Raw genomic sequence first — 25,579 nt, forward strand, 5'->3', positions numbered from 1 at the left:
CCTGGATAACCCCGGATGCCATCCAGAGACCGGGAGCAGAGATCAGAACGATGCAGAATCAATCCTGAAAGGGTTGCATCAATTTCAGATCAGAGTATTTAACCCTCTCAGAGTTGACTATTGGGTTGTTCGGTTGCTGACCCTGACCCCCGGATGCCATCCGGGGTTATCCTTGTGCCAGCCGTGCGGGCTTCGGGTGTAATCAACCGGGCCTGGAAGCCGCAACATCCGGATTGCGAAAGCCTTCTTCAGGGGATTGAGATTAAAACGGTAAGCGCTGTTTGTTGTTAAATAGTGTGTTTACTAGTCCTGTTTCGGCACATTTGCGTATATTCAAACGCAAATGTGCTTTTTTTGAATAGCCAAAACCCAATAAACCCCATGCATTCCAATCGTCGCGACTTTATTAAAGGCTTGTCAGCTGCTTCGGCGCTGGTGGCCACCCAAAGTGTCGCCAAGCCTTTCAATATCATACGGGATCTGAAAAAGGTCAGCCCCAACGACAAGATCCGGATTGCCACCATCGGCATGGGGATTCAGGGGAATTTCGACACCCAGGCGGCTTTGCGCAACCCGGATGTGGAACTGGTGGCCGTGGCCGATCTCTACTCCGGGCGGCTCGAACACGCGCGGACGGCTTTCGGGCAACAGGTCTACACGACGCGTGATTACCGCGAGATCCTGGCCCGCAAAGACGTGGACGCCGTTCTGGTGGTCACGCCCGATCACTGGCATGATCACATCACCATTGCCGCCCTGAAAGCCGGGAAACACGTCTATTGCGAAAAACCGATGGTGCAGCATCTCAACGAAGGCAAAGCCGTAATCGATGCGTGGAAAAAATCGGGAAAAACCATGCAGGTCGGTAGCCAGCGCATCAGCAGTGCGTCGTTTAAGGAAGCCAAGCGACTGATCGAGGCCGGTGAAATCGGGCAGATCAACTACATCGAATCCAACAGCGACCGGTTCAACGCCATCGGTGCCTGGAACTACTCCGTACCGCCCGATGCTTCCCCGCAAACCGTCGATTGGGACCGGTTTCTGGGCGATGCGCCGAAGCGTCCGTTCGACCCGATCCGGTTTTTCCGCTGGCGAAACTTCAAGGACTACGGCACGGGGGTGGCCGGTGACCTGTTCATTCACCTGATTACGGGCGTTCATTACGTGACCAACACGCTGGGGCCGACGCGGGTGTATTCGTCGGGCAATCTGGCCTACTGGAAAGAAAACCGCGATGTGCCGGATATCATGACGAGCATCATGGATTACCCGAAAACGGAGCAACACGAAGCGTTTCAAATGGTATTGCGCGTCAATTTTGCGAATGCCGGCAAAATCAGCAACGTGACCCGGATCATCGGCAACGAAGGCACGGTCGAGTTTTCGGAGAACAACCTGATTCTGACCAGGAAAAAACTGCCGATTGCGCCGGGCTACGGGAATTACGACAGCTTCTTTACGTTCACGGAGGATGTGCAGAAGAAGTTTGTGGAGCAATACGACGCCAAATACCCGCCCGAAACCCGCACCGCCGAACCGGTAAAGGAAATTAAATTCGAAGCCCCCAAAGACGACGACGCCCACGCCAAACACTTCGCAGATTTCTTTACGAACATGCGGGCGGGCAGCCAGGGAACCATCGAGGACCCGGTTTTCGGGTTCCGCGCAGCCGCCCCGGTGCTGGCCTGCAACGAGAGTTATTTCGAAAACAAAGTTGTGCATTGGGACCCTGTGACAATGACGCAGAAATACCCCGATGGGGCGAAAAGCAAGAAAGCGTCGACGGAAAAGAAACCCGTTAGCCCGGCCAAGAAAGCCGTGACGGTTGCCAAGAAATCGTAAGTATTACGGTTAGTTGATCCGTACATTTTTGACCCGTTAAGGTCACTACAGCGCAGTGTCGGTAGAAATTGTTTCCCATATGCGGCTACGTGTGCCGTCAGGTACACAACGGTGATGTACCTGACGGTACATGGGCATGCTTGGACCGGTTTTATTGACTGACGCTGCGCTGTGGTGACCCTAACGGGTCTAAAAATGGGTCGACTACTCCTTGCGCAGAAAAGAATCCTGAATTCACGTTAAATACGTTCCTCTAACCGAACCTTGGATCGATGAACATGGGTAATCTGTTTGCGGCCATTCCGGACTCGCTGCCTGATGAACTTTTTGAGGAGTTGATGGCGGAGAAAGGCATTAAAATCGAACGCATCGTCTCCAAAGGGCAGGCTTCACCGGACGGTTTCTGGTACGATCAGCCGGAGAACGAATGGGTGTTGGTCGTGCGGGGAGCGGCCCGGCTGCGAATCGAGGGCGTTGACGAACCCATTGAACTAACCGCCGGAACCTACATCAACCTGCCCGCGCACGTCAAACACCGGGTTGACTGGACGAAAGAAGACGAAGAAACCATCTGGCTGGCAATCTTTTATTGACTTCCAAAGCCGAATCAGCCAACAGAACGGACTTGCCTAAAGATGAGGGTAAATAAGCCAAAGGGCGGCAACGATCAGCGTCTCCAGGATCCAGATCCGGAGGTTGTTTTTCTCCAGCACCCGACGAATTAAAAAATGCATTCCGGCGAAACCCAGGGCAATGGGAATGCCGAAGAAAAACTGAAGAATGTTGTTCTCCCGTCCGGTGTTTAAAAGCCCGTAGATGATCATGACCACCCCGATCAACGCCATCAGCATGAGTGGCGTTACGATACTGACAAGCTTCGATAGAATCATTTATTTTCCCCGCTTCGGTGTCAGGCCCAACTGCTCGTTGTAATAGCGGACCGTTTGAATCACCGAAGGTAAGTTGCTGGGTTTATCCTGTGTATCCCGCTCAATAATAATATGACCCGTAAAGTGCTGCCGCTGTAATTCCTTAAAAACTTCCGGGAAATTGATGACGCCCGTACCAACCGGCACATCCTTCAGTTTCGGGTCATTGTAAGCAGCAATGTCTTTTAAATGCAGGGCAATCAGGTGACCTTCCAGCTTTTTCAGGCCCTCGACCGGGTTGATGCCGCTTTTAGGCCAGTGGCCAATGTCCGCGCAAACTTTGAAATTAGGATGGTTTTTGAGAGCCGCCAACACCGAATCCGGATGCCAGTAGGCACTCACACCCTTCCAGTGGTTGTGGAGAGCGACTTTCAGCCCGTATACCCCCGCCAGACTGTCCACGCTATCCCAAAGTTCCACCGGCGGTTCTGCCGTGACGTACTTCACATTCAATTTTTTGGCTAATTCAAATTCGTGCGTCCATTTATCGATGGTTTTGCCACCGGTTAAATAAATGGATTCCATCAGGAGGCCTTTATCGCTGACCTGCTGCTTGAGTTTGGCAATGCCCGACCACGACAGATTCATGAGGAGCGAATCCTTGAGATCGGCACCGGCCCGGCCAAAGGTGTAGCCTTCCACGAATTTCAACCCGGCGCTGTCCGCTTTGGCGAGTTGCTCGGGAAACGGAAACCGATTGAACGTATAGAGAGCAACGCCCAGTTTCCAGTTTTTGGGTCCGGCATATCTCGCAGCGGATTCAGGAGCCCGGTTTGCGGTTTTAGCAGTCATTTTCTTTTGAACCTGCGCCGACAGGTGTGCCGAAATCAGCATTCCGAGCGTCAGAAAGAAGAAAACGGAAAGTCTGCCTGACGAGGTATGAGTCGATTGAAGGCGATGGGGAGCGGGTTGATTCATGGGCCTTAAATGAATGGGTTAGGAGAGCAAGGTACAAAAGGATTGGTGATCGACATGGCTTCGCCCGGATAAATCAAAAGGCTGACCTCTTTCGGGGCCAGCCTTTCCGGGTGGATATAGTCAGTCTGGGGTGATATCACATCGGCCACTCGATGCGGTTTTAGTGAAAAGCAATCAGTCGGGGCGTTGCCGGTACCGGTGGCGTAGTGGCCAGGGTTAGTTCCTGCGTGGTGGTTTCTACGCCGTTCGTAATGGTAACCTGGTAGACACCGTCGGGCAGGTTCCGGACGTCCAGTTGCAGCCGGGCGTTTTGGCGGTTTTTCCCAATTTGCTTGCTGAATACTTCGGCCCCCGCCCGGTTGACGATCCGTACCTGGACGGCCCCACCGGTTTGTTTATCCAGCGCAATCCGGAGTTTGCCTTCAGTGGTGGTATACATGCCACTCTGAAAAGCGACCGGTTTTTTGGGATGAACGAAGGACATGTAGACATCAGCCTTCGCAAACGAGAGACTGGTCAAGGTCATCAGAAAGGCAACGAGCAGGGATTTGGAGAGCGTTTTCATGGCGTATGAAGTTTTTGTTTTGGTCCGTTTGAATGAATCAAAGGTCCGCTTCAACGCCTGAAAAGGCTGTCACAAATGAGTCAATCCCTGCTACTTTTGGGATGGACAAAGGAGCAAAAATTCCGGTAGTTTGAGGTCGGTTTTACTGTCCCTGCACCACGGCTTCGTAAAACCGGTCCAGAATCAGCGCCCGGATGTTCAGGGTGGGTTTGCCGTAGGTTTTGGAATCGTCGGGATACACCCGGTTGGTCAGGCAAATGTAGACCAGGTTGTATTTCGGATCGACCCAGACGTAGGTGCCGGTATAGCCACTGTGTCCGTAGGCCAGGGGAGACGGATACGCCTTGGGGCCTTGTTTGGGATTCGGTGCTTTGGCAAAACCGTAGCCACGGGCGCTGGTTTTCGATTGTTCCGCCGTGAAGAGATCCACCGTAGCGGGCTGGATGTAGGTGCGACCGCCGTAAGAACCCTTGTTCAGATACATCTGGTAAAGAATGGCCAGATCGTTGGCGTTGGCGAACAGCCCGGCATGGCCTTCGACACCCCCGGCCATGGCCGCACCCGGATCGTTGACATAACCCTGCACGCGCATGTTGCGAAACCAGTTGTCGTTTTCGGTGGTCGGAACAATGCGGGAGCGGGGAAAGCGGTTTCGGGGCAAATAGCCCGTCGACGTCATGCCGAGCGGCCGGTAAAACGCATCCTGCACAAACTCATCGAGCTTCTGGTGAGAAACTGTTTCGATGACTTCCTTCATCATGTACATGCTGACATCACTGTACACGAATTTGCCCCGCGTCCCGCCTTTCGATTGCAGGGTGACGGGCCACATGACCTCTTCGAAATAATTGGCCCGGAGGAAAAACCGGTCGGCTACTTTGGTCGGATAGGCCGCCGACGAGTCGAAGCTGAGATCCAGCGGTTTGAGTTGTTCGTAGAATTTGATGTACGGCGTATACCCCGCTTCATGGAGCAGGGCCTCCCGGATGGTGACCGTCGCTTTATCCGGGATCGTCCGGGTTCGGGCCACGTAGGTACTGATGGGCGTTTTCAGATCCAGCGCCTTTTGATCCAGCAGCCGCATAACCGCCGGGGTGGTCGCGCTGACCTTCGTGACCGAAGCGAGGTCGAACAGATCATCGGGTTTCGTTACGGCATCCCGCGCGTAGGTATGATGTCCATACGCCTTGTGAAAGATGACTTTGCCGTCTTTCGCCAGCAAAACCACCGCGCCGGGGGTCACGTGGTCGGCAATGGCTACAGCCATCAGCGAGTCAATCGCCTTCAGACGTTTACTACTCACCGTTACAGTCTCCGGGACCGAATACCCCAGCCGGATTTTGGGCGTCGAATACCCGCTGCCTGCTTTGAAAAGGGTGCTAAACGTGGTTTCAAGGCGATTGACAGAAGCCATACCGCCAAAAAGGACCTGGGCTGCGGCTGACGCACCCTCGGCGGTATTGGCCGGATACCAGATAATGGGACAGCGCAGGGATTCCAGACCGGCCAGGTTTTTTCCGCTCCCGGTCAGTACCACTACGACCTTATTGATCGCCTGCTGATCGGCAATGAAATTCAGCAGTTTAGGGCCAAAGGGTGACGAATCGGATAAGGTGATGACGACCAGATTGTACAATTTTAACCGGTCATGGAGATCAAACAGAACGGAATCGGTCGGAGCCGCACCGAGTGAAAAACCCGTGACCGGACTGTATTTAGCCGCCAGACTATCAAAAACCGCTTGCTGAGCGTAGCGACCATTCACAATGGCGGTTTTCACGTTCAGAAGGTCAGTGACCGGCACCAGTCCCGATGGGTTGTTGAGCACGACCACCTGTTTTTCAGCCTGTTGGATCGCAGTAAGGTTCGCGGGTGTGGGAAGCGGTTGGGCCAAAGCCCTGCTACAGTACAGCAGCATAAGGAGATTCCAGATCGACGGTTTCATACGGATTGGCAAGTAAGGGGATTGGGGCCGGTTTTACAACCGGTTTTTGGTTAGGGAGGTACGGTGATGTTACCCGTTCTGCGTTTTAAAAATGGAATAAGTAAATAGCGGATGGTAAAAGTTAGAAACTATTGAATCCAAAATGTGCGCAATAGCCCGCGAGAAATGGGAAATATCCCATTGTGGAGGATGGCATGGTTGGGTACGTTTGTGATCAACCAATCACCTCTTTGTCATGACCAATCGTTTATTTATTCGAGCTTATCTATTTAGTGCGTGTTTCTTAAATTGCTTTTTGAGCGGCTTTACTTCCTTGGCCCAAATTGATGTCATTGCGGTCGATACGACCACCGGTGTGCCGGCTAAAGCTTTGCCTTTTAATAGGCCTTTCATCCTTAAAATACCCGCTAAGCAGAAGGAGTATTCCAGCATGTATCTTATAGACCACATAGGGAACAAAACACTTTCGGAAACCATCCAAAAACGAACCACAGAGATCGTCAGCCGAATCGATGATAGCGGAAATACAATAACGGATACACTCTTCAAGGATTATCATTTGAGGCCGATTCCGCCCGCTTATTTTTTTATGGCCAAAGAAGGTACAAAAAATTCTCTATTCATTCGATTTAAGGATACGATCACTCTGAAGCCCAATAAATTGTACTCTCTCGTTATTGCGACCGATCCGGATGCACGAACGCTTACTATTTTTAATGCCTTGCATGAGTCAATGAAAATTACCGGAACGGCTACAGGTGATAAGCTCAAAAAAGCAAAGCAAATTAGTAAGGCGATGGATGTCTACAAATCACTGGCTGATAAGGTTAACGAGCAATTAGGTATTTATTTTAATATCCGATTTATCGATTACATATCCGAAACGGATGTAGCCAGCTTGCCAGAGTCAGATTTCGACAATGATGGCATTGTTACCCGCAATTCGGTCAACATCGGAGGCAAGACAATTACTATTATTAACAAAAATGTAGTTCAGGACATTCTGAAATTCCATAACCAAAAGATTGAAGTACTATACGATGCTATTGACGCAGAGAGTACTAATCTTACGACTCATATTTCGACCAATGGCGCAAATTTCATCCCTTCAAATACTGAGAAAGCTAAATTAGCCCTGTTAAACAAGGCCTATATCAGTGTTGATTTTCGGGAACATAGTAAGCTTAAAGAACAATTTACGCAGGATAATAACCGGGTGCTCAAAACGGTGAACAAATTGCTCTCGCAGTCTCGGACCGAAACCGACGCGATAATGCAGGGGTTACAGCCGTTTCTGTGCAGCCTTTGCAAACCCGCAAAATCCACGGATTATGGGAACCGACTAAAAAACATAGAGGAAACTTTTGCGGATATTCAACGTATATACCTGCTTGCTCAGGTACTAGCTAGTCAGGAGACTGCTCTAAATGACACCTTTACCTATTTTGAAAGTTTGCTCGCATCGGTCACTACCTCCCGTGGTTACTTAAAAATAATGAGTGAGAAAATCTCGGAGGTTCAGGATGAAATAAAAAAGAATGCCCTGTTCAGTGGAGCAGATGTAACAAATGGGGATACTTTTATTTTCAGCTTTGAAACCCGTACCAAACTGAGTATCGTTCCGGAGGTGGGGCTGGTTACCAACCGGTTGTTTAAAAGTGGTCGTAACAGCAATTTTCTGCTGATTCCCTATTTGGGCGCCAGCATAAATTTCAGCCAGATTGACCGCGATGTTCCGTTTAAGCTGATCCGAAAAAAAACGCTTTGGCAACGTCTATCCCTTGTTGTGGGCTACAGTCTTGTTCCACTCAAAGATGATTATACACAGGCCCCACGTGACGATTTTTTCGAGAAAAGCTCATTACTCACGGGACTAGGCTTCCGGTTCAGTAATACTGTTAAGCTGATTGGAGGTTATACCTGGTACTACAAACGCCCGGCCTCATTGGAACTACCCCGCCAGTTAACCAATTTGCCTTTCATCGGGGTTTCCTTTGACATGGACATAAAAAAGTACATTGAAACTATTTTTAGTGCAGTTACCCCGCTACGGGGGACAAAAACCGTCGAATCTAAAGCTGATTAAATCTCATGGAAAACCAGACATCCCTAAATCGCACGTTGCCCTCAATTCTTGATGCCATTCATGCCGTATTATTGCACCATAACCTGAGCCATTTTAGTGTAGTAAGGCTACAGTTTGTCGAAGAGATAAAGAAAGACGATCAGTCAGAAAATAAGACTGAATCTGAAAATGATGGCTTCGATGATAATGAAAAGAAAGTGGATAAAACTTTGCCACAAGGAATGGTAATTGCAGCCAACACTCACGGCCTGGTCTGCAGGCCGGTAAAAGATGCCGATGGGAATATTGTGCGTGATGCTCAGGGACGACCAATTTTTGAGTGTTCATAAAAAACTTACCAGTAGCACGACTGCCTGACGATTAGGCTAAGTCGTGCTACCAATATTTATGTTCCAATTTGATCCGTAAAAAGGTTCTTTTTGGGTATCCTCAAACCAACTCCCCACCCATTACCGGATCCGAAAATCCTTCCTTTCCGGTTTCAACCCGGCCCGCATACCGCTTCTCGAAAACCGGATGGCCGTCCACGGTCACGCTGAAATCATACCAGCCGAAGCTGCGGCTCAGGTCCAGAATCAGGCTGATCCGGCTTCCTTTCGAACCGGCTGCGGCCAGGGTTTGGGTCTGGGTGCCGGTTTGGTAGGCGTTGTCTTTAACGTCGATGGTGTAGGCCCGGGCCGGATCGAGGTTGGTGATGTTGAGTTCAACCGAACCGGTGAGCGTGCTGGCCTGCGGGGCCGTGCGCTGGTAGTCGCACTGAACCGCAACCCGTGGATCGTTGGCGGTGCCGATGAACTCGCGGAAAAAACCGTTGGGGCCATTGACCCGGAACTGGTAGGTTTCGTTCCCGAATTCCCGGATGTCCCATCGGTCGTTCAGGCGGTCTCCGGCGGATACGGCATAATTCCGAACCTGCACATCGCGCTCGGCGTTTTCGTTTTCCGACACGAAGTTGTTCAGCGCATACACCGTGAAGGGCGAACCCGCCGACTTCGAACCAAAAACGTCATTTCCAGCTTTCAGGGTGATGTCAAACGCTTTCTGGTCCGGATCGAACTGCCCATCGGCGTATAATTCGTACGGAATCGCGAGGGACGACCGCAGGCCTTTCTCCTGCTTTGGAATGAACGGAGACGTGTAGGGAGCTTTTTTGATTTTGTTGATTTCGTCGGTGGTCAGCACCTTGAAATCGGATGGCAACTCCTTGAACTGGGCTTTGTGGATGCTTTCGACAAACTCGTTTTTCTCCACAAATGCCGGCATCGGTATTTTCTCGCCTTTGTAGGGCCGGAACACCGAGGTCAAATCCCCGCAAACCGTCCGTCGCCAGGCACTGATGTTCGACTCTTCGATTTTCTTACCGGTTTTCTTGCTTAGAAACACCTCCAGAAACTGGAGAATGGACGTGTGATCGAAGACCTCCGACGACACCTTGCCGCCCCGGCTCCAGGGCGAGGCAATCACGAGCGGCACGCGGTACCCCAACCCGATGGCACCAGCCCGGGCTTCTTTACGGGCGTTCGGACTTTTGCGTTGCAACTCCTGGTCCATATAGACGTGCTCGACGCTGGTGTCGATGCCTTTGGAGACTTTGCCGGTTTCGGGCTTGTCGGGATGGGGAGCCACAAACGGTGGAACGTGGTCGAAATAACCGTCGTTTTCGTCGTAGCACAAAATGAATACCGTCTTTTTCCAGACATCCGGATTTTGGGTCAGGATGTCGAGCATTTCGGAAATGTACCACGCTCCGTACCAGGCCGCGCCCGGGTGATCGGAGTAGTTTTCGGGGGCCACCACCCACGAGACCGTCGGCAGGGTGCGGTTTTTTACATCCGCCCGAAACTGGTGCAACACATCACCTTTTGGAATTTCAACTTCCCGTTCCGTGCTGCCGTCGTGGTATTTCAGCTTCGTCAGTTCGTGGTAATGCGGATCATTTTTATTGGTCGTAAAGGCTTTCTCGTGCAGGTTTTTCTCCCGCTGCGACAATTTGGCGTAGTTTTCCCGACTGTATTTCACTTGGTGCTCCCGGCCGACAATCAACTCTTGCTCTTTCCGACCCAACTCCCGCTTCAGTTTAGGAAGTTCGCCGTCGGTTTCAGGCAGGGAGCTGATTTTGGTTTTCAAGGCCAGAATTTCGCCGGGCAGTTCGGGGAGTTTTTTGGTCAGATAACGCTGGTAGGCTTCCGAGAAACCGACGTTGTACTGTTTGAACCACTCGATGGGATTGTCGGTAAAATTGGCCAGCCAGCCTTCTTCTTCACCTTCAAAGCCGACGGGTAAACTCAGTTCGTTCTGGTAAATTCGCCACGAGATGCCGTTTTCTTCCAGCCGCTCGGGGAAGGTTTTCCAGTGGGCCGGATCGTCGTAATCGACGTCCTCATTCCGGACGTTGGCTTTCACATTCCGGTCGGGTTTTTCCCGGATGGTGCCGGTCCAGAGGTAAAGCCGGTTGGGCGTGGTGCCGGTCAGGGACGAACAAAAATTCTGATCGCAAACCGTAAAGGCGTCGGCCAGGGCGTAGTAAAACGGAATGTCCTGCCGGTTGTAATAGCCCATTGTCAAGGGCATGTTGGCATATTCTTTCCGGCCCGACTGTTTGGAATCCAGCCACTTGTCGTATTTTCCGTCGTTGCGGGCATCCACCTGATTGGTCCAGGAGTGGGGGAGCGAACTCATCCAGGTGGCTTTGGTATCTTTCAGATTCAGCCGAAAGGGAGCGTAGGTTTCACCGGCGGCATTGGTCTGGAGCCAAACCGGGTTTTTGTTGGGAAGCGTAATCGCCCGCGGATCGTTGAAGCCCCGAACGCCCCGCAGCGACCCGTAGCAATGGTCGAAGGAGCGGTTTTCCTGCATCAGAATGACAATGTGTTCGGCATCCTGAAAGGTGCTGCCCGGCTGGGGGTCGATGGCGAGGGCTTTCTGGATCGAATCGGGGAGAACCTGAAACAGGCTCGTGCCACCGGCTAGCAAGGCGGCTTTTTTGAGAAATTCTCTTCTGCTGTCCGTCATTTCGGGTTGAGAGTTGTGGGTAAGTAAAGATACTTTTTTTTCGCTCCGAAATGATAAAAAGCCGCTCTATTTAACAGTATGATAACTTTTCCATATTTACCGATCGCGTTTGAGTGGGGCTTTTTCGATCCCGGGATCCGGTTTAGCGCGCGTTCGACGGTTTCAAAAAAAACAAACCTTTTTTGGCAAACCCGGTTACTACTTTTTTCAATGAACAGGCAGTAATCATGATTAGAAAAGGAGATCGGGTGCGCTGGAAATACGCCAGTGGTCATGCCGAAGGCAAGGTGGTGGAAGTCCACCAAGAGGAAATTGAAAAAACCATCAAAGGATCAAAGATCAAGCGAAACGGCTCCGAAGACAATCCGGCGCTGGTGATCGAACAGGAGGACAAACAGACGGTTTTGAAACTACAAAGTGAAGTAGAAAAGATTCACAACTGACGAATGTCGCCAGGATACGGGGTGATCAGGTTGGTTTTTGAGTAAGTTTGTACTGCATCTATTCCACAATCCTTCATGCAACGCCGAACGTTTCTTCAAAATACCGGGCTTTTGGCCGCAGCCGTGACCACTTCCGGCCCGGCGGTTTTAGCCGCGTCGTCCGCTCCGGTGGCCAAAAACAAACTGCCGAAATGGAAAGGCTTTAACCTGCTGGATTTCTTTTCACCCAATCCGGCGCAGGGCCGGAAGCCGACCACTGAAGAACACTTCATATGGATGCGCGACTGGGGTTTCGATTTTGTCCGGCTGCCGATGGCCTATCCGGCCTATCTGAAATTCGACCGGAGCCGCAACATTACGCCCGACGAGGTCTACCAGATCGACGAGTCGGCCGTGGATCGGATCGACAAGCTGGTGGCGATGGCCCACAAACACAACCTTCACGTCAGCCTGAACCTGCACCGCGCACCGGGCTACTGTGTCAACGCCGGTTTTCACGAACCCTACAACCTCTGGACCGATCAGCCCGCGCAGGACGCTTTCAATTTTCACTGGAACTACTGGGCGAAACGCTACAAAAACGTCTCTTCTCAGAAAATCAGCTTCGATTTGCTGAACGAGCCGAGTATGCGGGAAGACATGAACGACCAGCTTTCCAAACGCAGTTCGGTGCCGGGTGCCGTATACCGGAAAGTGGCGCTGGCGGCTCTGGAAGCCATTCGCAAAGAAAACCCGAAACACCTGGTGATTGCCGATGGCAACGACGTGGGCTCGTCGGTGATTCCCGAAATCACCGATCTGGACATTGCGCAGAGTTGCCGGGGCTACAATCCGGGCATTATTTCGCATTACAAAGCCCCCTGGGCCAACAAAGATCCCGAGAATCTGCCGCTGCCGAAGTGGCCGGGACAGGTGGGCGATAAATACCTGAGCCGGGCGATGCTGGAAACGTTTTACAAACCGTGGATAGAACTGGTTAACAAGGGTGTCGGCGTGCATTGTGGCGAATGTGGTGCCTGGAACAAAACCCCGCACGACGTTTTTCTGGCCTGGTTTGGCGATGTGCTCGACATTCTGACGAGCAACGGCATCGGTTTTGCGCTCTGGGAATTCAGCGGAGATTTTGGGGTACTTGATTCCAAACGGGCCGACGTGGCATATGAAGACTGGCACGGTCATAAACTGGACCGGAAATTATTGAACCTGCTGGCGAAGTATTGATGAGCGAGGAACAACCGGTTTTGGAAGTGCCCAATGAGCGAAAACCGCTCGAAATTTTGTATCAGTCTCCTGATCTGGTGGCGATTAACAAACCGCACGGACTGCTGGTACACCGGTCGATGATCGCCAGTGACGCCAGCGAATTTGCCGTTCAACTCCTTCGCGATCAATTGGGGCAGCGGGTCTATCCGGTTCATCGGCTGGATCGAAAAACCGGGGGCGTTCTGCTCTTTGCGCTGAATGAAGCCCTGAATTCCGCCATGCAGCAGCAGTTTGCCGAAGGGAAGGTACACAAAACCTACCGGGCCATTGTGCGGGGATATACCGACGACAAACTGGAAATCGACTATCCGCTCCGGCGCGACGACGGAATCGTTCAAGAGGCTTTTACCAGACTAAAAACGCTCCAACGGACCGAAGTGGCACTGCCGTTTGGGAAACACGCCACCTCACGCTATTCATTGGTCGAACTGAAACCCACAACCGGCCGGTTTCACCAGCTCCGAAAGCACCTGGCGCACATCTTCCACCCGATCATTGGCGACCGGCCACACGGCTGCAATAAACAGAACAAGCTGTTTAAGGAGCATTTCGGGATGGAAACCATGCTGTTACACGCGCTGGAAATCCGGTTTCAACACCCGGTTTCGAACGAAGAAAGTATCATTTCGGCCCCGCTACAAACCGAATTTGAGCGGATGCTGACGGTTTTGTTTGGGATGGCTGAATTGGAAAAAACGCTTACTCAAACACCTTAAACCGCTCGTGGGCCTGCAGTTCCAGCAACTCGCGGTGGTCGGGGTGGGCGATGTTGATGAGCGCCCGGGCGCGTTGGCGGAGGTTTTTGCCGTACAGATACGCCACCCCGTATTCGGTCACGATGTAGTGGACGTGGGCTCGGGTGGTCGTCACGCCAGCCCCTTCTTTCAGGAACGGCACAATCTTGCTTTCACCGTATTTCGTTACGGAGGGCAGGGCAATGATCGGTTTGCCACCTTCCGAGAGCGAGGCTCCCCGCACAAAATCCATCTGCCCGCCGACCCCGGAATATTGATAGGTCCCAATCGTATCGGCGCACACCTGACCCGTCAGATCCACCTCAATGGCGCTGTTGATGGCCGTCACCTTCGGATTCCGGCGAATGATGGCCGTGTCGTTGGTGTAGGTCACTTCCTTCATCACCACGGCGGGGTTGTCGTCGATGAAATCGTACAACCGGCGCGTTCCCATCGCAAAGCAGGAGACCAGTTTATACGGAATGGCTTTCTTGAGTTCATTGGTGATAACACCCCGCTCGACCAGATCAATGACGCCGTCGGAGAACATTTCGGTATGAATTCCCAGTTTCTGGTGGTAAATCAACTCCGCCAGCACGGCGTTCGGAATCCCGCCGATGCCCATTTGCAGCGTGGCCCCGTCTTCCACCAGTTCAGCCACAAACCGGCCAATTTTCTGCTCAGTTTCCGATGCCGGTTTCAGCGGCATTTCGTACAAGGGATCGTCGCATTCGACGGCCGCGTGGATCGTTTTGACGTGGATAATGCCGTCGCCGTGGGTCCGCGGAACGTTCGGATTGATCTGGGCGATCACGTATTTGGCGGATTTAACGGCGCTTAACGAAATGTCTACTGATGGGCCGAGCGAACAAAAACCGTGTTGATCGGGGGGTGAAATCTGGATCAGGGCGACATCGAGGGGCAAAATATTCCGTTGAAACAACAGCGGGATTTCGCTCAGAAAAATAGGAACGTAATCGGCAATCCCGGCATTGACCTGCTTGCGCATGTTGGCTCCGATGAAAAACGAATTCGGTCTGAAAATCCCGGCGTACTGTTCTTCGCAATACGGCAGATGGCCTTCCGTGTGCATGTGACACACTTCAATGTCACGCAGCCCGGCAGCAGAAGCCCGCCCGACCATGGCCGCAATCAGGCGGTGGGGCGTTTGGGCAACGCTGTGAACAAACACCCGATTGCCGGATTGAATCACCTCTACGGCCTGCTCCGGACTAACAATAGGAACCAGATTTTGCATGGTATGGAAACGAAATGACGAATGATCGGATTATTTTTTTTGACAAACCTACCGCCCGAACGGGTTGGATTTTGTGAGTAAAATCATCGGATTCCCAAACCGTTGTCAGGGGCGATGACGGTTATTTTTTCGGCACTAAATACGTCAGTGGAGACACTATCGAATAATCCGGGTTGTCTTTGACCAGATCCTGCAGGACGCCCACGTGCGTTTGTCCCATGATCACCAGGAGTTTACGGCCCCGGTTTTGCAGTTGCGTATTGAGAATGTTGGCATAAATCTTCAGGTTTCGCTTGTAAAAAAGGCTGATGTATTCGGCGCCAATGTAGGCTTTATCGATTTTGCTCAGGTCGGCACTGTGCGTCCCGGATTCCGAAAAATCGCCATGAATGACTACGGCTGGAAGATTGTAGAACAACCGGTGCGTTAGTTGAATCATTTCCGGCTGATTCATCGCTACCACATACTCATAGAGCGAAAGACTGTCGGCCTGCACGGCTTTTTTCAACGGCCGGGCCGTCGCCTGTAGTTTTTGCAATCCCTGCTTGAACAGGTCGATATTCTCGCCCTTGTTCAGTAGCGATTGCGACGTCGCATCGTACGAATCGACCGCAAAAATCCGGGCGTGGTCGAGGAGTTTTCCGAGTGCAAAACCGACCTGGTAGGTTTCATTCCGGCCCCCTTCCAGCTCGTTCAGTTTGAGCGATCCCGCCCGGTAGGCCCGGAACAAACTATCCAGCCGTGGCTGCGTTTTGGGGTCCATTTCCACTAGGATCAGATCGGGTGCAAAACGTTTCAAAGCGGCATTGAGTCGGGCGAGTTCGGCCTGTTTTTTGGGGCTGAATACCTCCGCCTGCGGTTTTCCGTTCGCCAGCTGATTGAGGTGGTCGAAGCCAACAAACATGATTTCAGCCGGCGTGATATTCTGGGCAAAACCGACTTTGGGGATGAAAAAAGTCAGGAAGAAAATGAACCGGCATAGCGGGACCAAATGGTGTAGGGGCTTTCGTGAAAAGGCAAATTTCATGAGCGTCGTAATGAATTGGGAAAAGCAAAACCGTTGAATGATCTACCACGAAGAACCGCTACGGTATTACTAAAATATGAGCGAAACCAACTACTTTTGGGCTTTCCGGGTTCGGAAAATAGCTTCCCTTCTGATTTTCCATGCGAAAAGGTACGAAACTCTACAGCATTCTATTCAACAAGTGTCCGTATTGTCATGAGGGCGACTTTTTTGTAACCAAAAGTGCATTTAACTTGAAGAAGTTCGATCAAATGCACAAGAATTGTTCCGTCTGTGGCCAGAGTTTTGAGCCGGAACCCGGTTTTTACACCGGCTCACTTTACATCAGTTATGCCCTGTATGTAGCCTGGATCATCAGTACGTTCGTGTTGTTTGGCGTTCTGCTGGAGATCGACGTGATTGCCTTTCTGTGGGGACTCATACCGTCGCTGATTATCCTGACGCCGTTTTTCTTCCGGGTCGCGCGTCGCGTTTGGATTAACATCTTCGTGAAATACCGCCCGTATTCGAAGAAATAGCAGGCGATATTTTTGGTCGGTGTTCGGTTAAAATTCCCAGCGGTAATTCAGAATCGGAATCAATCCCAACTGGTATTTCTGGACGACTTTCCCCTGAAAAGCATCAAAATAGCTATAAAAAGCATTCTGCGCATTGGTCAGGTTCTGCAAATCGAGGGAAAGGGTGCGGCTGTAGCGGGCTTTGCTTTTCTTCCAGTAAATCCGCAGATCGGTGCGGAAATACGCCGGGAAATGCACGCTGAACTCCTCACTGCTGTAGACCGTCGTACCCGTTTGCTGCGACAAAACCGCATCGATCGGGCGGTCGCGCAAGCCACCCAGGTACGAAATCCGGCCGTTGATCCCCCAGATCCGGCTTCGGGTTTCCCGGCTTTTCGTCCACTCTTTCCCGGCGGTCAGGCCCGACGTAAAACCGCCGTCGAACCGGGTGCTGCGCCAGACGCCATCGGCGGCCTGGTACCGTGAATCGTAGACCGAACCGGACGCCAGCACGTAATAATTTTTCGATAAATACTTCTGGTAGGTCAGTTCAACGCCCCGGTTTTGGGCTTTCCCGGCATTGACCAGCGGCTCGCTCGCGTAGGCTTCGATGAGGTTCACGGCCGAAAACTTGCTGCCCGAAACGGTGCTGATCGGTACGTCGAACAGCATTTGGGAATAGCCTTCGATTTTCCAGTAACTATCCGGACTGAGCTGGTGTGTGTACCCCGCGACGAGGTGGTATGCTTTGGTAAAGCCCAGATCTTCGTTGTTAAACAGCATTTTGTTGTCCGGATTGCGTTTCGCCAGATACACCTGCGGTAGTTGCGGCTGGCTGTGTAAACCGTAAGCAACGGTCAATGCTTTCCCCGGCCGCACTTCCCAGCGAACCGACGCCCGGGGTTCGAGCGAGCGGCTTTGGTTGAAGGTAAACGTGTTGTAAAACAAACCCGCATTCACCGTCACGTTGTCCGCCGGCAACCACTGGTAATTCACATACGGCTGAATCATCCAGCCTTCCATTGACCCTGCGAACAGGGAGTTATTCGCCGAACTGCCGATGAAAAATGGGTTCACATCTTTCCAGACATCCACCGAATTATAAGCCCGTGTCAGGTATAATCCGGCTTTGAAACTGTTTCGGGCATTGATCCGGTAATTTAACGAACTCGTCAGTGAATACCGCGACCCGGTTTGGTCGTCTCTTTCGTAGTTGGGTCGAAAACGTGCGTCTCCCGGCGATTCCAGATTCCGGGCGCTGTTGTTGGCCGATAACACCAGGGCGGTTTTCCACAACCAGCGCGTACCGATGGGCTGGGAGAGGGTCAACCCCCCGGCGGCCATTTTCGTCGTAAACGAGATGGTGTTGCGGTCTTTGTCCTGCGTCTGTTCCTCAGTTGCCAGGGCCGTAAAATCGTTGCTGCTATTCCCCAAAACGCCAAACGCCGTAAACCGTCCGCCTTTGCGAGTCGGGAAGGTCAGGTTGAACGACAGATCCTGAAACCGGATGTCTTCGCCCCCGAACGTGACACCCATTGTGCCGAGCAGACCCGTAAATGAATACCGGTAATTGACCAGATACGACGACCCTTTCTGCTTTGAAATCGGTCCTTCAGCCGCCAGATCGAGGCCGATCAACCCCGCCTGGGCGATGAATTCATGGCGTTCGTTGTTGCCCGGACGCAGGCTCATGTCCATGACGCCACCGACCGAATTGCCGTATTCGGGCGAGAAAGCGCCGGTCAGAAAACGGGTTGTGCCGAGTAACTGGGCGCTCAGCATATTGACGCCACCGCCGTTTGCCGTGGGACGGTCGCCGATGGTACCGGCGTTGCTCTGGTGGTTGGGGTTCACGATCTCAACGCCTTCGAGCCGCCAGATCAGGCTGTTGGGCGAGTTGCCGCGCACGGAAATGTTGTTGGTGCCGTCGTTGGTCGTCACCACGCCCGCGTAGGCTGTCGCCAGCCGGGCCGGGTCGAGGTAGCTGGCCGGAAACCGCAGCACCTGTTCGATGGTGATGTGTTCGGCACTGATGGTGCGGTCGGTGCGGGTGCCAATGGCCGTGGCTTCGCCCAGTTGGGTTACACCGGGTTGCAGGTAAATTTCCAGCACCTGTTCCTTGCCGGATTCCACCAGCACTTCATTGATCACCGACGGTTCATAGCCCACAAACGAAACGCTGAGCTGATGACGGCCAATGGGAAGGTTGGTCAGCCGGAAATGACCCTGTTCGTCCGTGATCGCACCTGATTTTGAATTTTGAACCACCACGGAAGCCCCGACCAGCGGGCGACTTTGGCTGGCGTCGTAGACGGTTCCGCGAATGGTTTGGGTGGGCGTTTGGGAAAAACCGGTGAGGGCTAGGAGTGTCAGCAGACACAGAAAAAGGGAGTTACGAAAGAACGTTGTCGTCATTGGGTTCGCAGAATGGGCGGTAAGGAACCGCAAAAGTACAACGACAATTAACCAAGTCGATAAACATTCGGTTGTTCTGACAAAAATCATTTTTTTCGATGACAACCCTGGATCAAAGCGGGAAAACGCGACTGGTACACGAACTCCTCAATCAACAGTACGGAATTCAGGCTATTCGCGGACGGCTTGAACCCCTGCACGAGTTGATTGCGACGGTTTTGTCGCACCGAACTACCCACGCCAATGAGGTCACGGCGTTTCGCACCATGATGGAGCGGTTTGGTTCGTGGGAAGCCATTCGGGATGCACCGGTGGAGGAACTGACGGCGGCAATCCAAACCGCCAATTATCCGGAGGTAAAAGCACCGTATATCAAACAAATTCTGAGCCGGATCATTGCCGAACGCGGGGATGCCAACATCGACTTTTTGCGGGATATGACCACCGAAGACGCGATGGCTTGGCTGAACGCCTTGCCCGGAGTCGGACCGAAAACCTCGACTCTGCTGTTGCTTTTCAATTTTCAGAAGCCGGTTTTGCCCGTCGATACGCACGTCCACCGCGTGTCGCAGCGCCTGGGTTTGATTGGTCCGAAAGTCAGCGCCGAGAAAGCTCACGCGATTTTGCTGGCCTATTTGCCGCAGGATGCGACGGTTTTATTCAATTTCCACCGACACTTTTACTGGCACGGCCAGCGGGTCTGCACCTGGAGTTACCCCAAATGCCCGCAGTGTGTGCTGAAAACGCAGTGTGATTATTTTCAAGGGGAAAATAAAAGGAATACTAATAGGACTTACGTCTGATAATTCTAACACTCTTTCGCTTTATACCCGTTCCCCTAAAGGACGGTCGGCCGCTGCCGGACTTTTAGCATCCGGACTAAGCCGCGTCCAAGTCCGGCAGCGGCCGACCGTCCTTTAGGGGAACGGGGCAGAAAGCGAAAGTCCTAACTAAATGAAAAATGATGAATGTTAAATGTAAAAGTAGCTGGACATGCCATACACTTTTACATTCGATATTCATCATTTGAAATTACAAAATCAAAGCCAGCCGAATGGCTTCTTCCACCGGATAATATGCCCCTTTCAATCCTTCAATCTGCAGTTCTTGCCGGAGCAGAAGTGGAGGTTGGGCTAAAAAACGGGGTTCCCGGCCGTGGTGGGGCTGGGCGGCATGGGCCAGAAAAGGGTGGCAGAGATACACCGTCCCGGCTTTTCCAGTGGCCAACACTTCGTTTCGTTGCGGCAATTCCGCCAGCTTTCCGGCCACTTCCAGGAATGGAAGCCCGGCTTCGCCCGCCGGTTTAAGCAGGCGGGCGACATCCTGGTGGGAGCCAACGCGGATGCGGGTCGGCGCATCGCGTTCGCTGACATCCGAAAAAAGAAAGAGCATCAGCAGCCCCCGGCCTTTTGACCGGACGTTTACCCGCCACGTCCAGTAGTCTGTTGGATCGTCACCCGGAAAACTGGCGTCGACGTGCCAGCCGGTATCGCCGGGGTCGGTATCCGATGGGAAACGAACCGGAAACGTACCCATGCTTCGGCAGGGAAGCCAGCGGCCAGGCCCGACGAGTTGATCGAAAGCCTGGTGGAGAATGGGCGAGTTAGCCGCCTGAACGAACGGTTCCTGGGAATACATGCCCAGCCGGATAACCGGTTGGGTCCAGGTTGCCGGATTGCCCGGGTCGGCGTTCAGGTCTTTCCAGAGAATATTTCGGGCCTGTCGGGCGGTTTCGGAAGAGAAGGCATGGTCGATGCGAATAAATCCATTTTGAAGGAATTGCTCGATTTCGTTCTGATTGAAAAGGGCAGACATAGGTAGAGAGCTGGGCCGGAGCCAGCCAGTTTTTTTGTGAAGACAATAGGAAAACAGGCCTAAAAAAGGCCCATGGTCGGAGCGACCGCAGGAGGGAAGATTAAAGCGTTGGTGCCATTCTCATGCTGCAAAACTATCGCAAAAGCGTTTTTTTTACAAGCCTGAGAGCCAGAAAATAGCTTACAGCCGATCTTGCCGATTTTTAAAAATAAATATCAGGATTAAACCTCTAACTTGCTTTCCGGTTTTATGATACGAATGGCCCACTGAACCTGAAATGAGCACGATAGACACTTTTCTGATTGGATACGCATTTGTCATAACCACCATTTCGTTCATACACCTGATCCGGGTCGATGCCTGGTGGATTCGGATCTGGGATTTTCCACACCTGCAACTCACGGTGCTCGCGGCCATTGGCCTACTGGGGTGGGTGGCCCTGAGCCGAAACACGGAATGGCCGATGTTGCTGGGCGTGACGGGTTTATTGGCTGCCTTGGTCTACGAAGGCTGGTTGATTTACCCCTTCACGCAATTGCACCGGAAACAGGTGAAGTATTTCGGAAAACCGTCGCAAGACCGTTCCGAAGACCGTAACACCATCCGAATCCTGAACGCCAACGTGTTCATGGACAACACTCACTGCCCCGACGTGTTGAAACTGGTGGACAAACATAACCCGGATGTGGTGATGATTCTGGAAGCCAACGAGCGGTGGAAAAAGGAACTGGAACCCCTGGAACCGAAGTTTCCATACCGGATTCTGCATCCGCTCGAAAATACCTATGGCCTGCTGTTTTACTCCCGGTTTGCCATTCAGCACCACGAAGTGCGGTTTCTAATTCAGGACGATATTCCTTCCATCTACGCCCAGCTTGAACTGGATTCGGGTCAGGTGATTCATTTTTACGGGATTCACCCGATGCCGCCCAGCCCCACGGAACATTATCGCTCGACGGAACGAGATGCGGAGTTGCTGGTGGTGGGCAAGGAGGTGCGGGGGCGGGAAGAACCAATCATCGTTGCCGGGGATTTGAACGATGTGGCCTGGTCGCACTCCACGCGGCTTTTTCAGCGTGTCAGTGGCCTGCTCGACCCGCGCATTGGCCGGGGACTTTTCAACACGTTCCACGCCAATTATTTCTTTCTGCGGTGGCCGCTCGATCATATTTTTGTGTCCCACCATTTCAAACTGCGCTTGATCCGCCGACTGCCGAACTGCGGTTCCGACCATTTTCCGATCCTGATTTCGCTGACCTACGTCCCCGACGCAGTGCCGAAAGATGTGCCGACGCCCGAGAAAGATGACATGATAGAAGCCGCTGAAATTATTGACAAGGCAACGGAATAAGTAATTCAAGGCGGTTTTTGGAGGATTGACCGTCGAATTTTCCGGTTTCAGGTCGATTCGTTCCCGATTCGTCCCCGAAGGCGTCATCTTTGCAGCATGAATGCGCGCTTTTCTTTTCGGCAAATTTCCGGGATCGCATCGGTGATCGTGGCGGTTCTGGTGAACCTGCCGCTGATCCGGCTGGCGAACCAAACCCAACTGGCGGTTATTCCCGGTTTGCCGGACACGGTTTTTCTGGTCGTCCGGGTGCTGTTTCAGATCGCGTTCACCTTTTTCTTCATTGAATTAAACCGCTATGTGCTGATTCGGAAACGCTACGAACCCTGGCTCAACCTCGCGGGCTGGTATGGTATCAACTTTCTGTTGTTTCTGGCAATCAACGCGCTCTTCGTCGCGCTGGTTTTGCCGTGGTATCCCGAGCGACCGATTCTCGTGTTGGTTACCACGTATTTTCGCGGTTTTTTCGTGTGGGGAACGGCCCTGCTGGTGGCGAATTTCCTGACGGTTCTGCAACAAAACCGCAGCATGCAGACCGAAAACGAGCGGCTGAAACGGGAGAGTCTGCAAGCCCAGCTCGACGGCTTGCGCGCCCAGCTCAATCCTCATTTTCTGTTCAATTCCCTCAATGCCCTCAGTTCGCTGATTCGGGAAGGGAGTGCCAACACGCAGCCGTATTTGTCCAAATTATCGCAGGTGTTGCGGTATTCACTTCAGGTTCAAAACCGGTCGCTGGTTCCGTTTGCCGAAGAGATGCAGTTTACGATGGCCTATTCGTTTCTATTAACCATGCGGTTTGGTGCTAATCTGCAAATATACAACGAGTTACCGGTCGAAGTATCCTGGCTGATTCCGACGATGTCGTTGCAGCTTCTCATTGAAAATAGCGTTAAACACAACGTTATTTCTAACGTCAAACCGCTGACAATTCGGCTCTCCATCGACCTGTCGGGCGCCTTCATTCGGGTCAGCAACAGCTACCAGCCCAAACCCGAACCCGCCGACGGGACTGGAATGGGCCTGTCCAATCTGGAAAACCGCTACCGGCTGCTGACCGGCAAAGCCATTCAGATCGTTCGAACCGAGCGAGAATTCAGTGTCCATTTACCCATAATTCCTGCCGTCTGATGCGCGTTTTGATTATTGAAGATGAAGTCCTGGCGGCTACGCACCTGGCCGCTTTACTGCGGGACATCGAACCTTCCCTGACGTTTCTGGCGGTCATCGACAGCGTGGCCGAGGGCCGGGAGCGGTGGGAGAGTCTGCCAACGCCCGACCTCATTTTCTCGGACATTCAACTGGCCGATGGGCTGTCGTTTTCGCTGCTGGAGCAGGTTCGGGTGCCGTGTCCGATCATTTTTACGACGGCTTTCGACGAATATGCCATCCGGGCTTTCAAGCTCAATAGCATCGATTACCTGCTGAAACCCATTGAACGGGAAGCATTGGAAGCCAGTCTGCTGAAATACCGTTCGCTGACCTGCCCGGCCACCGACGATCTGGTGCAACAGATGCGGGAAATGCTCCGTGGCCAGGTGTTTATGCCCAAAACCTACCGAAACAGCTTTTTGATTCAGTTTCGGGACAAACTGCTGCCGGTCAAGGTAAGTGACATCGCCTATTTTGACATTGAAGGGGGTGTGGTTTCCGCGACGCTGTTTACCAAAATCCGTTATCCCATCGATCAGAAGCTGGACGATCTGGAAATCCAACTGGACCCACAGCAGTTTTTTCGCGCCAATCGCCAGTTTATCGTTTCCCGGAAAAGCATTCAGGAAGCGGAGCTGTATTTCAACGGCCGGTTGCAATTGCAGCTTCAGCCCCTGCCGGGCGGGTCGGTGGTGATCAGCAAAGACCGCGCGCCCCAGTTCAAAAAGTGGATGGAGGACTTCTGAACGTTCACCCGGAGCCCTGGCGCTTTGAGGGCCGAATTAGTCGGCTTCACGGCGGTTTTCAGGAATTCGGTCTTTCCGCAGGCTACGTTTGTATCGTCTTCGCGGTCGCGCAGACCATTCAATCAAAAGCCAACCCAATAGAATGAAACGCGTATCGAAAAGTATGAAAACCAACCTGTCAAAAGCCCTCTGTTTCGTTGCCCTCCTCCTGTTTTCAGTCTCGTCGTTTGCCCAGCGGGCAGAACTGGGAACACCCGAAGAACGCGCCACCCGAATGACGGCGCGGATGAAAGAAAAGCTGAATTTGTCCGCTGAACAAGAAACACCGGTAGCTGCTATCAACCTGAAATATGCCAAACAAAACCAGGCGTTGCTAGAAACCGGTGGTCGAAACCTCCGCACGGCGCGGCAGGCTCAGGCTGTGATGAAAAAGAAGGACGAGGAACTGAAAAAGGTCCTGAATTCCGATCAATACCAACAGTATCAGGCCATCAAAGAAGAGATGAGAGCCGAACTCAAAGAGCGCCGGAAACAGAAGTAAGACCGCCCGCATCGCCTTTGGGACGTGTCGCCGAATTGATCAGGCAATCAGCGACACGTCCCAAAGGCGACCCATTACCGCCGATTCGTGTAGCCAATTCCCAGTGTATTGGAGCGGGTGGCCGAATCGGTGCCTAAAAAATCGAGCGTAACCACCGGTTTGTAGATCAGATCATCGCCCCAGGCATCGGTCACCAGCAAGGTTGCTCCCGTTGGTTTATACACCGCCGAAACCTCGTAGCGGCCCATCGGAATGTCCTTCAGAAAGTCGTTGGTGCGTTTGGCGACCCGGAGTTTGAGCGTTTTACCGGTCGATCCGTCAATGAGTGTCCCAATGGGTTTGAAAGTAAATTCTATGTTTTCAGTATCCGGCAGGTCGGTGACATTGGGATCGCGAAACAACTCTGCCGTTCCGCCATAATAGAGATCCAGACTCAGATCGGGAATATGGCCCGTCAGTTTCCATTGAAAATTACGAACCGGTTTTTCGGTTTCCGAAAAGCTGTCCGGGTTTTCGGGATCGAGCAGGAGTTTGTAGACCCGGTTATTGTATTGTTTCAGAATATACCCTTTGGTTACCCACTGCCCCAGGTCTTTCATCAGTTGAATTTGGTATGTTCCATCGCTGTTGCTGGCGACTTCGGCCCCGCGCCCTTTGATAACTGTATTGTCGATGTAAACCGTGGCACGGGGTAACGGTTTACCCTGCGGATCGGTCACCTTTCCGATAACGTAACCCGCTTTTCCACCGGTTTCGCTGGGTGAGCCGGGTTCCGGTTCGGTGGAATCGGTTTTGCAGGCCGTCAGAAACGTGAGGCTTCCGGCCAGAAGAAGGGCTGTGCGGGTCCATCCGCGTAGGATTGGTGGTGTGTTCATGGTCGTGTTGTTGTTTGGTTTCGATCAGCAAAACTAACTGATCCCGCCCGGTTCAACCCGTTCCGGTATGGACAGCAACAACCTCCGATTGAATTGCACAATCGAAGAACTGATTTGTAAAAAGGGAAACCGATTGAATTCAGGCCGTTGAGAGGGTGTCGGATTTTTCGC

At 52.4% G+C, this 25,579-nt stretch carries 23 protein-coding genes; 13 read left to right on the forward strand and 10 right to left on the reverse strand.

The window, feature by feature from the left end:
* Positions 1-381: 381 nt before the first annotated feature.
* Both F0P93_RS01465 and F0P93_RS01470 read left to right on the forward strand, forming a co-directional pair.
* Positions 382-1,842, forward strand: coding sequence for a Gfo/Idh/MocA family protein (locus F0P93_RS01465; RefSeq protein WP_150874605.1), 1,461 nt, complete (start codon positions 382-384; stop codon positions 1,840-1,842).
* 272 nt (positions 1,843-2,114) lie between these two features.
* Positions 2,115-2,435: a cupin domain-containing protein gene (locus F0P93_RS01470; protein WP_150874606.1), complete on the forward strand. Its 321-nt coding sequence runs from the start codon at positions 2,115-2,117 to the stop codon at positions 2,433-2,435.
* A 36-nt stretch (positions 2,436-2,471) separates the two neighbouring features.
* Here F0P93_RS01470 and F0P93_RS01475 read toward each other — a convergent pair whose 3' ends face one another.
* The 4 genes from F0P93_RS01475 to F0P93_RS01490 form a co-directional block, all read right to left on the reverse strand.
* Positions 2,472-2,732 (reverse strand): hypothetical protein, encoded by a 261-nt coding sequence (locus F0P93_RS01475; RefSeq protein WP_150874607.1) that lies wholly within the window; start codon positions 2,730-2,732, stop codon positions 2,472-2,474.
* The gene (locus F0P93_RS01480) at positions 2,733-3,689 is read right to left on the reverse strand and encodes a sugar phosphate isomerase/epimerase family protein (protein ID WP_225309328.1); all 957 of its coding nucleotides are present in this window, start codon (positions 3,687-3,689) and stop codon (positions 2,733-2,735) included.
* Between the two features lie 160 nt (positions 3,690-3,849).
* A complete protein-coding gene (locus F0P93_RS01485; protein ID WP_150874608.1) occupies positions 3,850-4,254 on the reverse strand; it encodes a T9SS type A sorting domain-containing protein in 405 nt (134 codons plus the stop codon).
* 142 nt (positions 4,255-4,396) lie between these two features.
* The gene (locus tag F0P93_RS01490; RefSeq protein ID WP_150874609.1) at positions 4,397-6,199 is read right to left on the reverse strand and encodes a serine hydrolase domain-containing protein; all 1,803 of its coding nucleotides are present in this window, start codon (positions 6,197-6,199) and stop codon (positions 4,397-4,399) included.
* A 235-nt stretch (positions 6,200-6,434) separates the two neighbouring features.
* Between F0P93_RS01490 and F0P93_RS01495 the strand changes: the two genes are divergently transcribed.
* Together F0P93_RS01495 and F0P93_RS01500 are read left to right on the forward strand one after the other, a co-directional pair.
* Positions 6,435-8,285 carry a hypothetical protein gene (locus tag F0P93_RS01495; protein ID WP_150874610.1) on the forward strand — a complete coding sequence of 617 codons (1,851 nt, stop codon included), beginning with the start codon at positions 6,435-6,437 and terminating at the stop codon, positions 8,283-8,285.
* Positions 8,286-8,290: 5 nt separating this feature from the next.
* Positions 8,291-8,614, forward strand: coding sequence for a hypothetical protein (locus tag F0P93_RS01500; protein WP_150874611.1), 324 nt, complete (start codon positions 8,291-8,293; stop codon positions 8,612-8,614).
* Positions 8,615-8,714: 100 nt separating this feature from the next.
* Here the strand turns inward: F0P93_RS01500 and F0P93_RS01505 are convergent, their stop codons facing one another.
* Positions 8,715-11,297: a phosphocholine-specific phospholipase C gene (locus F0P93_RS01505; protein WP_150874612.1), complete on the reverse strand. Its 2,583-nt coding sequence runs from the start codon at positions 11,295-11,297 to the stop codon at positions 8,715-8,717.
* 227 nt (positions 11,298-11,524) lie between these two features.
* On the opposite strand from F0P93_RS01505, the gene F0P93_RS01510 reads away from it, so the two are divergent.
* The 3 genes from F0P93_RS01510 (at position 11,525) to F0P93_RS01520 (ending at position 13,719) form a co-directional block, all read left to right on the forward strand.
* Positions 11,525-11,740, forward strand: a complete 216-nt coding sequence (locus tag F0P93_RS01510; protein ID WP_150874613.1) for a hypervirulence associated TUDOR domain-containing protein — start codon at positions 11,525-11,527, stop codon at positions 11,738-11,740.
* Positions 11,741-11,815: 75 nt separating this feature from the next.
* The gene (locus F0P93_RS01515; protein ID WP_150874614.1) at positions 11,816-12,961 is read left to right on the forward strand and encodes a cellulase family glycosylhydrolase; all 1,146 of its coding nucleotides are present in this window, start codon (positions 11,816-11,818) and stop codon (positions 12,959-12,961) included.
* The gene (locus F0P93_RS01520; protein WP_150874615.1) at positions 12,961-13,719 is read left to right on the forward strand and encodes a pseudouridine synthase; all 759 of its coding nucleotides are present in this window, start codon (positions 12,961-12,963) and stop codon (positions 13,717-13,719) included. Before F0P93_RS01515 ends, F0P93_RS01520 begins: the two co-directional genes overlap by 1 nt.
* Here F0P93_RS01520 and F0P93_RS01525 read toward each other — a convergent pair.
* Positions 13,703-14,995, reverse strand: coding sequence for an acetyl-CoA hydrolase/transferase family protein (locus F0P93_RS01525; protein ID WP_150874616.1), 1,293 nt, complete (start codon positions 14,993-14,995; stop codon positions 13,703-13,705). The two genes, F0P93_RS01520 and F0P93_RS01525, sit on opposite strands and share 17 nt — an antisense overlap.
* A 121-nt stretch (positions 14,996-15,116) precedes the next feature.
* Positions 15,117-15,899 carry a DUF5694 domain-containing protein gene (locus F0P93_RS01530; protein WP_150874617.1) on the reverse strand — a complete coding sequence of 261 codons (783 nt, stop codon included), beginning with the start codon at positions 15,897-15,899 and terminating at the stop codon, positions 15,117-15,119.
* Between the two features lie 263 nt (positions 15,900-16,162).
* On the opposite strand from F0P93_RS01530, the gene F0P93_RS01535 reads away from it, so the two are divergent.
* Positions 16,163-16,540, forward strand: coding sequence for a DUF983 domain-containing protein (locus tag F0P93_RS01535; protein ID WP_150874618.1), 378 nt, complete (start codon positions 16,163-16,165; stop codon positions 16,538-16,540).
* A 27-nt stretch (positions 16,541-16,567) separates the two neighbouring features.
* Here the strand turns inward: F0P93_RS01535 and F0P93_RS01540 are convergent, their stop codons facing one another.
* Positions 16,568-18,934: a TonB-dependent receptor gene (locus F0P93_RS01540; RefSeq protein WP_191908706.1), complete on the reverse strand. Its 2,367-nt coding sequence runs from the start codon at positions 18,932-18,934 to the stop codon at positions 16,568-16,570.
* Positions 18,935-19,032: 98 nt separating this feature from the next.
* Here F0P93_RS01540 and F0P93_RS01545 point away from each other — a divergent pair, with 98 nt between their 5' ends.
* Positions 19,033-19,737, forward strand: coding sequence for an endonuclease III domain-containing protein (locus F0P93_RS01545; protein WP_150874620.1), 705 nt, complete (start codon positions 19,033-19,035; stop codon positions 19,735-19,737).
* Positions 19,738-19,966: 229 nt separating this feature from the next.
* On the opposite strand, the gene F0P93_RS01550 is transcribed toward F0P93_RS01545, so the two are convergent.
* Positions 19,967-20,749, reverse strand: coding sequence for a phytanoyl-CoA dioxygenase family protein (locus F0P93_RS01550; protein ID WP_150874621.1), 783 nt, complete (start codon positions 20,747-20,749; stop codon positions 19,967-19,969).
* A gap of 277 nt (positions 20,750-21,026) precedes the next feature.
* Here F0P93_RS01550 and F0P93_RS01555 point away from each other — a divergent pair, with 277 nt between their 5' ends.
* From F0P93_RS01555 to F0P93_RS01570, 4 genes are all read left to right on the forward strand, one after another.
* On the forward strand, positions 21,027-22,100 hold the full coding sequence (locus F0P93_RS01555) for an endonuclease/exonuclease/phosphatase family protein (protein ID WP_150874622.1): 1,074 nt from the start codon (positions 21,027-21,029) through the stop codon (positions 22,098-22,100).
* A 96-nt stretch (positions 22,101-22,196) separates the two neighbouring features.
* Positions 22,197-23,225 carry a sensor histidine kinase gene (locus F0P93_RS01560; protein ID WP_150874623.1) on the forward strand — a complete coding sequence of 343 codons (1,029 nt, stop codon included), beginning with the start codon at positions 22,197-22,199 and terminating at the stop codon, positions 23,223-23,225.
* On the forward strand, positions 23,225-23,992 hold the full coding sequence (locus F0P93_RS01565; RefSeq protein WP_150874624.1) for a LytR/AlgR family response regulator transcription factor: 768 nt from the start codon (positions 23,225-23,227) through the stop codon (positions 23,990-23,992). The genes F0P93_RS01560 and F0P93_RS01565 overlap by 1 nt, the downstream gene beginning before the upstream one ends.
* Before the next feature lie 163 nt (positions 23,993-24,155).
* On the forward strand, positions 24,156-24,533 hold the full coding sequence (locus F0P93_RS01570) for a DUF4890 domain-containing protein (RefSeq protein WP_150874625.1): 378 nt from the start codon (positions 24,156-24,158) through the stop codon (positions 24,531-24,533).
* A gap of 74 nt (positions 24,534-24,607) precedes the next feature.
* On the opposite strand, the gene F0P93_RS01575 is transcribed toward F0P93_RS01570, so the two are convergent.
* A complete protein-coding gene (locus F0P93_RS01575) occupies positions 24,608-25,408 on the reverse strand; it encodes a carboxypeptidase-like regulatory domain-containing protein (RefSeq protein WP_150874626.1) in 801 nt (266 codons plus the stop codon).
* Positions 25,409-25,579: the final 171 nt, after the last annotated feature.

The sequence above is a fragment of the Larkinella humicola genome (assembly GCF_008727875.1).
GTDB lineage: Bacteria > Bacteroidota > Bacteroidia > Cytophagales > Spirosomataceae > Larkinella > Larkinella humicola.

Coding starts and splice junctions, on each gene's coding strand:
- F0P93_RS01465 (WP_150874605.1), top strand. CDS start 382: ATGCATTCCAATCGTCGCGACTTTATTAAAGGCTTGTCAGCTGCTTCG.
- F0P93_RS01470 (WP_150874606.1), top strand. CDS start 2,115: ATGAACATGGGTAATCTGTTTGCGGCCATTCCGGACTCGCTGCCTGAT.
- F0P93_RS01475 (WP_150874607.1), bottom strand. CDS start 2,732: ATGATTCTATCGAAGCTTGTCAGTATCGTAACGCCACTCATGCTGATG.
- F0P93_RS01480 (WP_225309328.1), bottom strand. CDS start 3,689: ATGAATCAACCCGCTCCCCATCGCCTTCAATCGACTCATACCTCGTCA.
- F0P93_RS01485 (WP_150874608.1), bottom strand. CDS start 4,254: ATGAAAACGCTCTCCAAATCCCTGCTCGTTGCCTTTCTGATGACCTTG.
- F0P93_RS01490 (WP_150874609.1), bottom strand. CDS start 6,199: ATGAAACCGTCGATCTGGAATCTCCTTATGCTGCTGTACTGTAGCAGG.
- F0P93_RS01495 (WP_150874610.1), top strand. CDS start 6,435: ATGACCAATCGTTTATTTATTCGAGCTTATCTATTTAGTGCGTGTTTC.
- F0P93_RS01500 (WP_150874611.1), top strand. CDS start 8,291: ATGGAAAACCAGACATCCCTAAATCGCACGTTGCCCTCAATTCTTGAT.
- F0P93_RS01505 (WP_150874612.1), bottom strand. CDS start 11,297: ATGACGGACAGCAGAAGAGAATTTCTCAAAAAAGCCGCCTTGCTAGCC.
- F0P93_RS01510 (WP_150874613.1), top strand. CDS start 11,525: ATGATTAGAAAAGGAGATCGGGTGCGCTGGAAATACGCCAGTGGTCAT.
- F0P93_RS01515 (WP_150874614.1), top strand. CDS start 11,816: ATGCAACGCCGAACGTTTCTTCAAAATACCGGGCTTTTGGCCGCAGCC.
- F0P93_RS01520 (WP_150874615.1), top strand. CDS start 12,961: ATGAGCGAGGAACAACCGGTTTTGGAAGTGCCCAATGAGCGAAAACCG.
- F0P93_RS01525 (WP_150874616.1), bottom strand. CDS start 14,995: ATGCAAAATCTGGTTCCTATTGTTAGTCCGGAGCAGGCCGTAGAGGTG.
- F0P93_RS01530 (WP_150874617.1), bottom strand. CDS start 15,899: ATGTTTGTTGGCTTCGACCACCTCAATCAGCTGGCGAACGGAAAACCG.
- F0P93_RS01535 (WP_150874618.1), top strand. CDS start 16,163: ATGCGAAAAGGTACGAAACTCTACAGCATTCTATTCAACAAGTGTCCG.
- F0P93_RS01540 (WP_191908706.1), bottom strand. CDS start 18,934: ATGACGACAACGTTCTTTCGTAACTCCCTTTTTCTGTGTCTGCTGACA.
- F0P93_RS01545 (WP_150874620.1), top strand. CDS start 19,033: ATGACAACCCTGGATCAAAGCGGGAAAACGCGACTGGTACACGAACTC.
- F0P93_RS01550 (WP_150874621.1), bottom strand. CDS start 20,749: ATGTCTGCCCTTTTCAATCAGAACGAAATCGAGCAATTCCTTCAAAAT.
- F0P93_RS01555 (WP_150874622.1), top strand. CDS start 21,027: ATGAGCACGATAGACACTTTTCTGATTGGATACGCATTTGTCATAACC.
- F0P93_RS01560 (WP_150874623.1), top strand. CDS start 22,197: ATGAATGCGCGCTTTTCTTTTCGGCAAATTTCCGGGATCGCATCGGTG.
- F0P93_RS01565 (WP_150874624.1), top strand. CDS start 23,225: ATGCGCGTTTTGATTATTGAAGATGAAGTCCTGGCGGCTACGCACCTG.
- F0P93_RS01570 (WP_150874625.1), top strand. CDS start 24,156: ATGAAAACCAACCTGTCAAAAGCCCTCTGTTTCGTTGCCCTCCTCCTG.
- F0P93_RS01575 (WP_150874626.1), bottom strand. CDS start 25,408: ATGAACACACCACCAATCCTACGCGGATGGACCCGCACAGCCCTTCTT.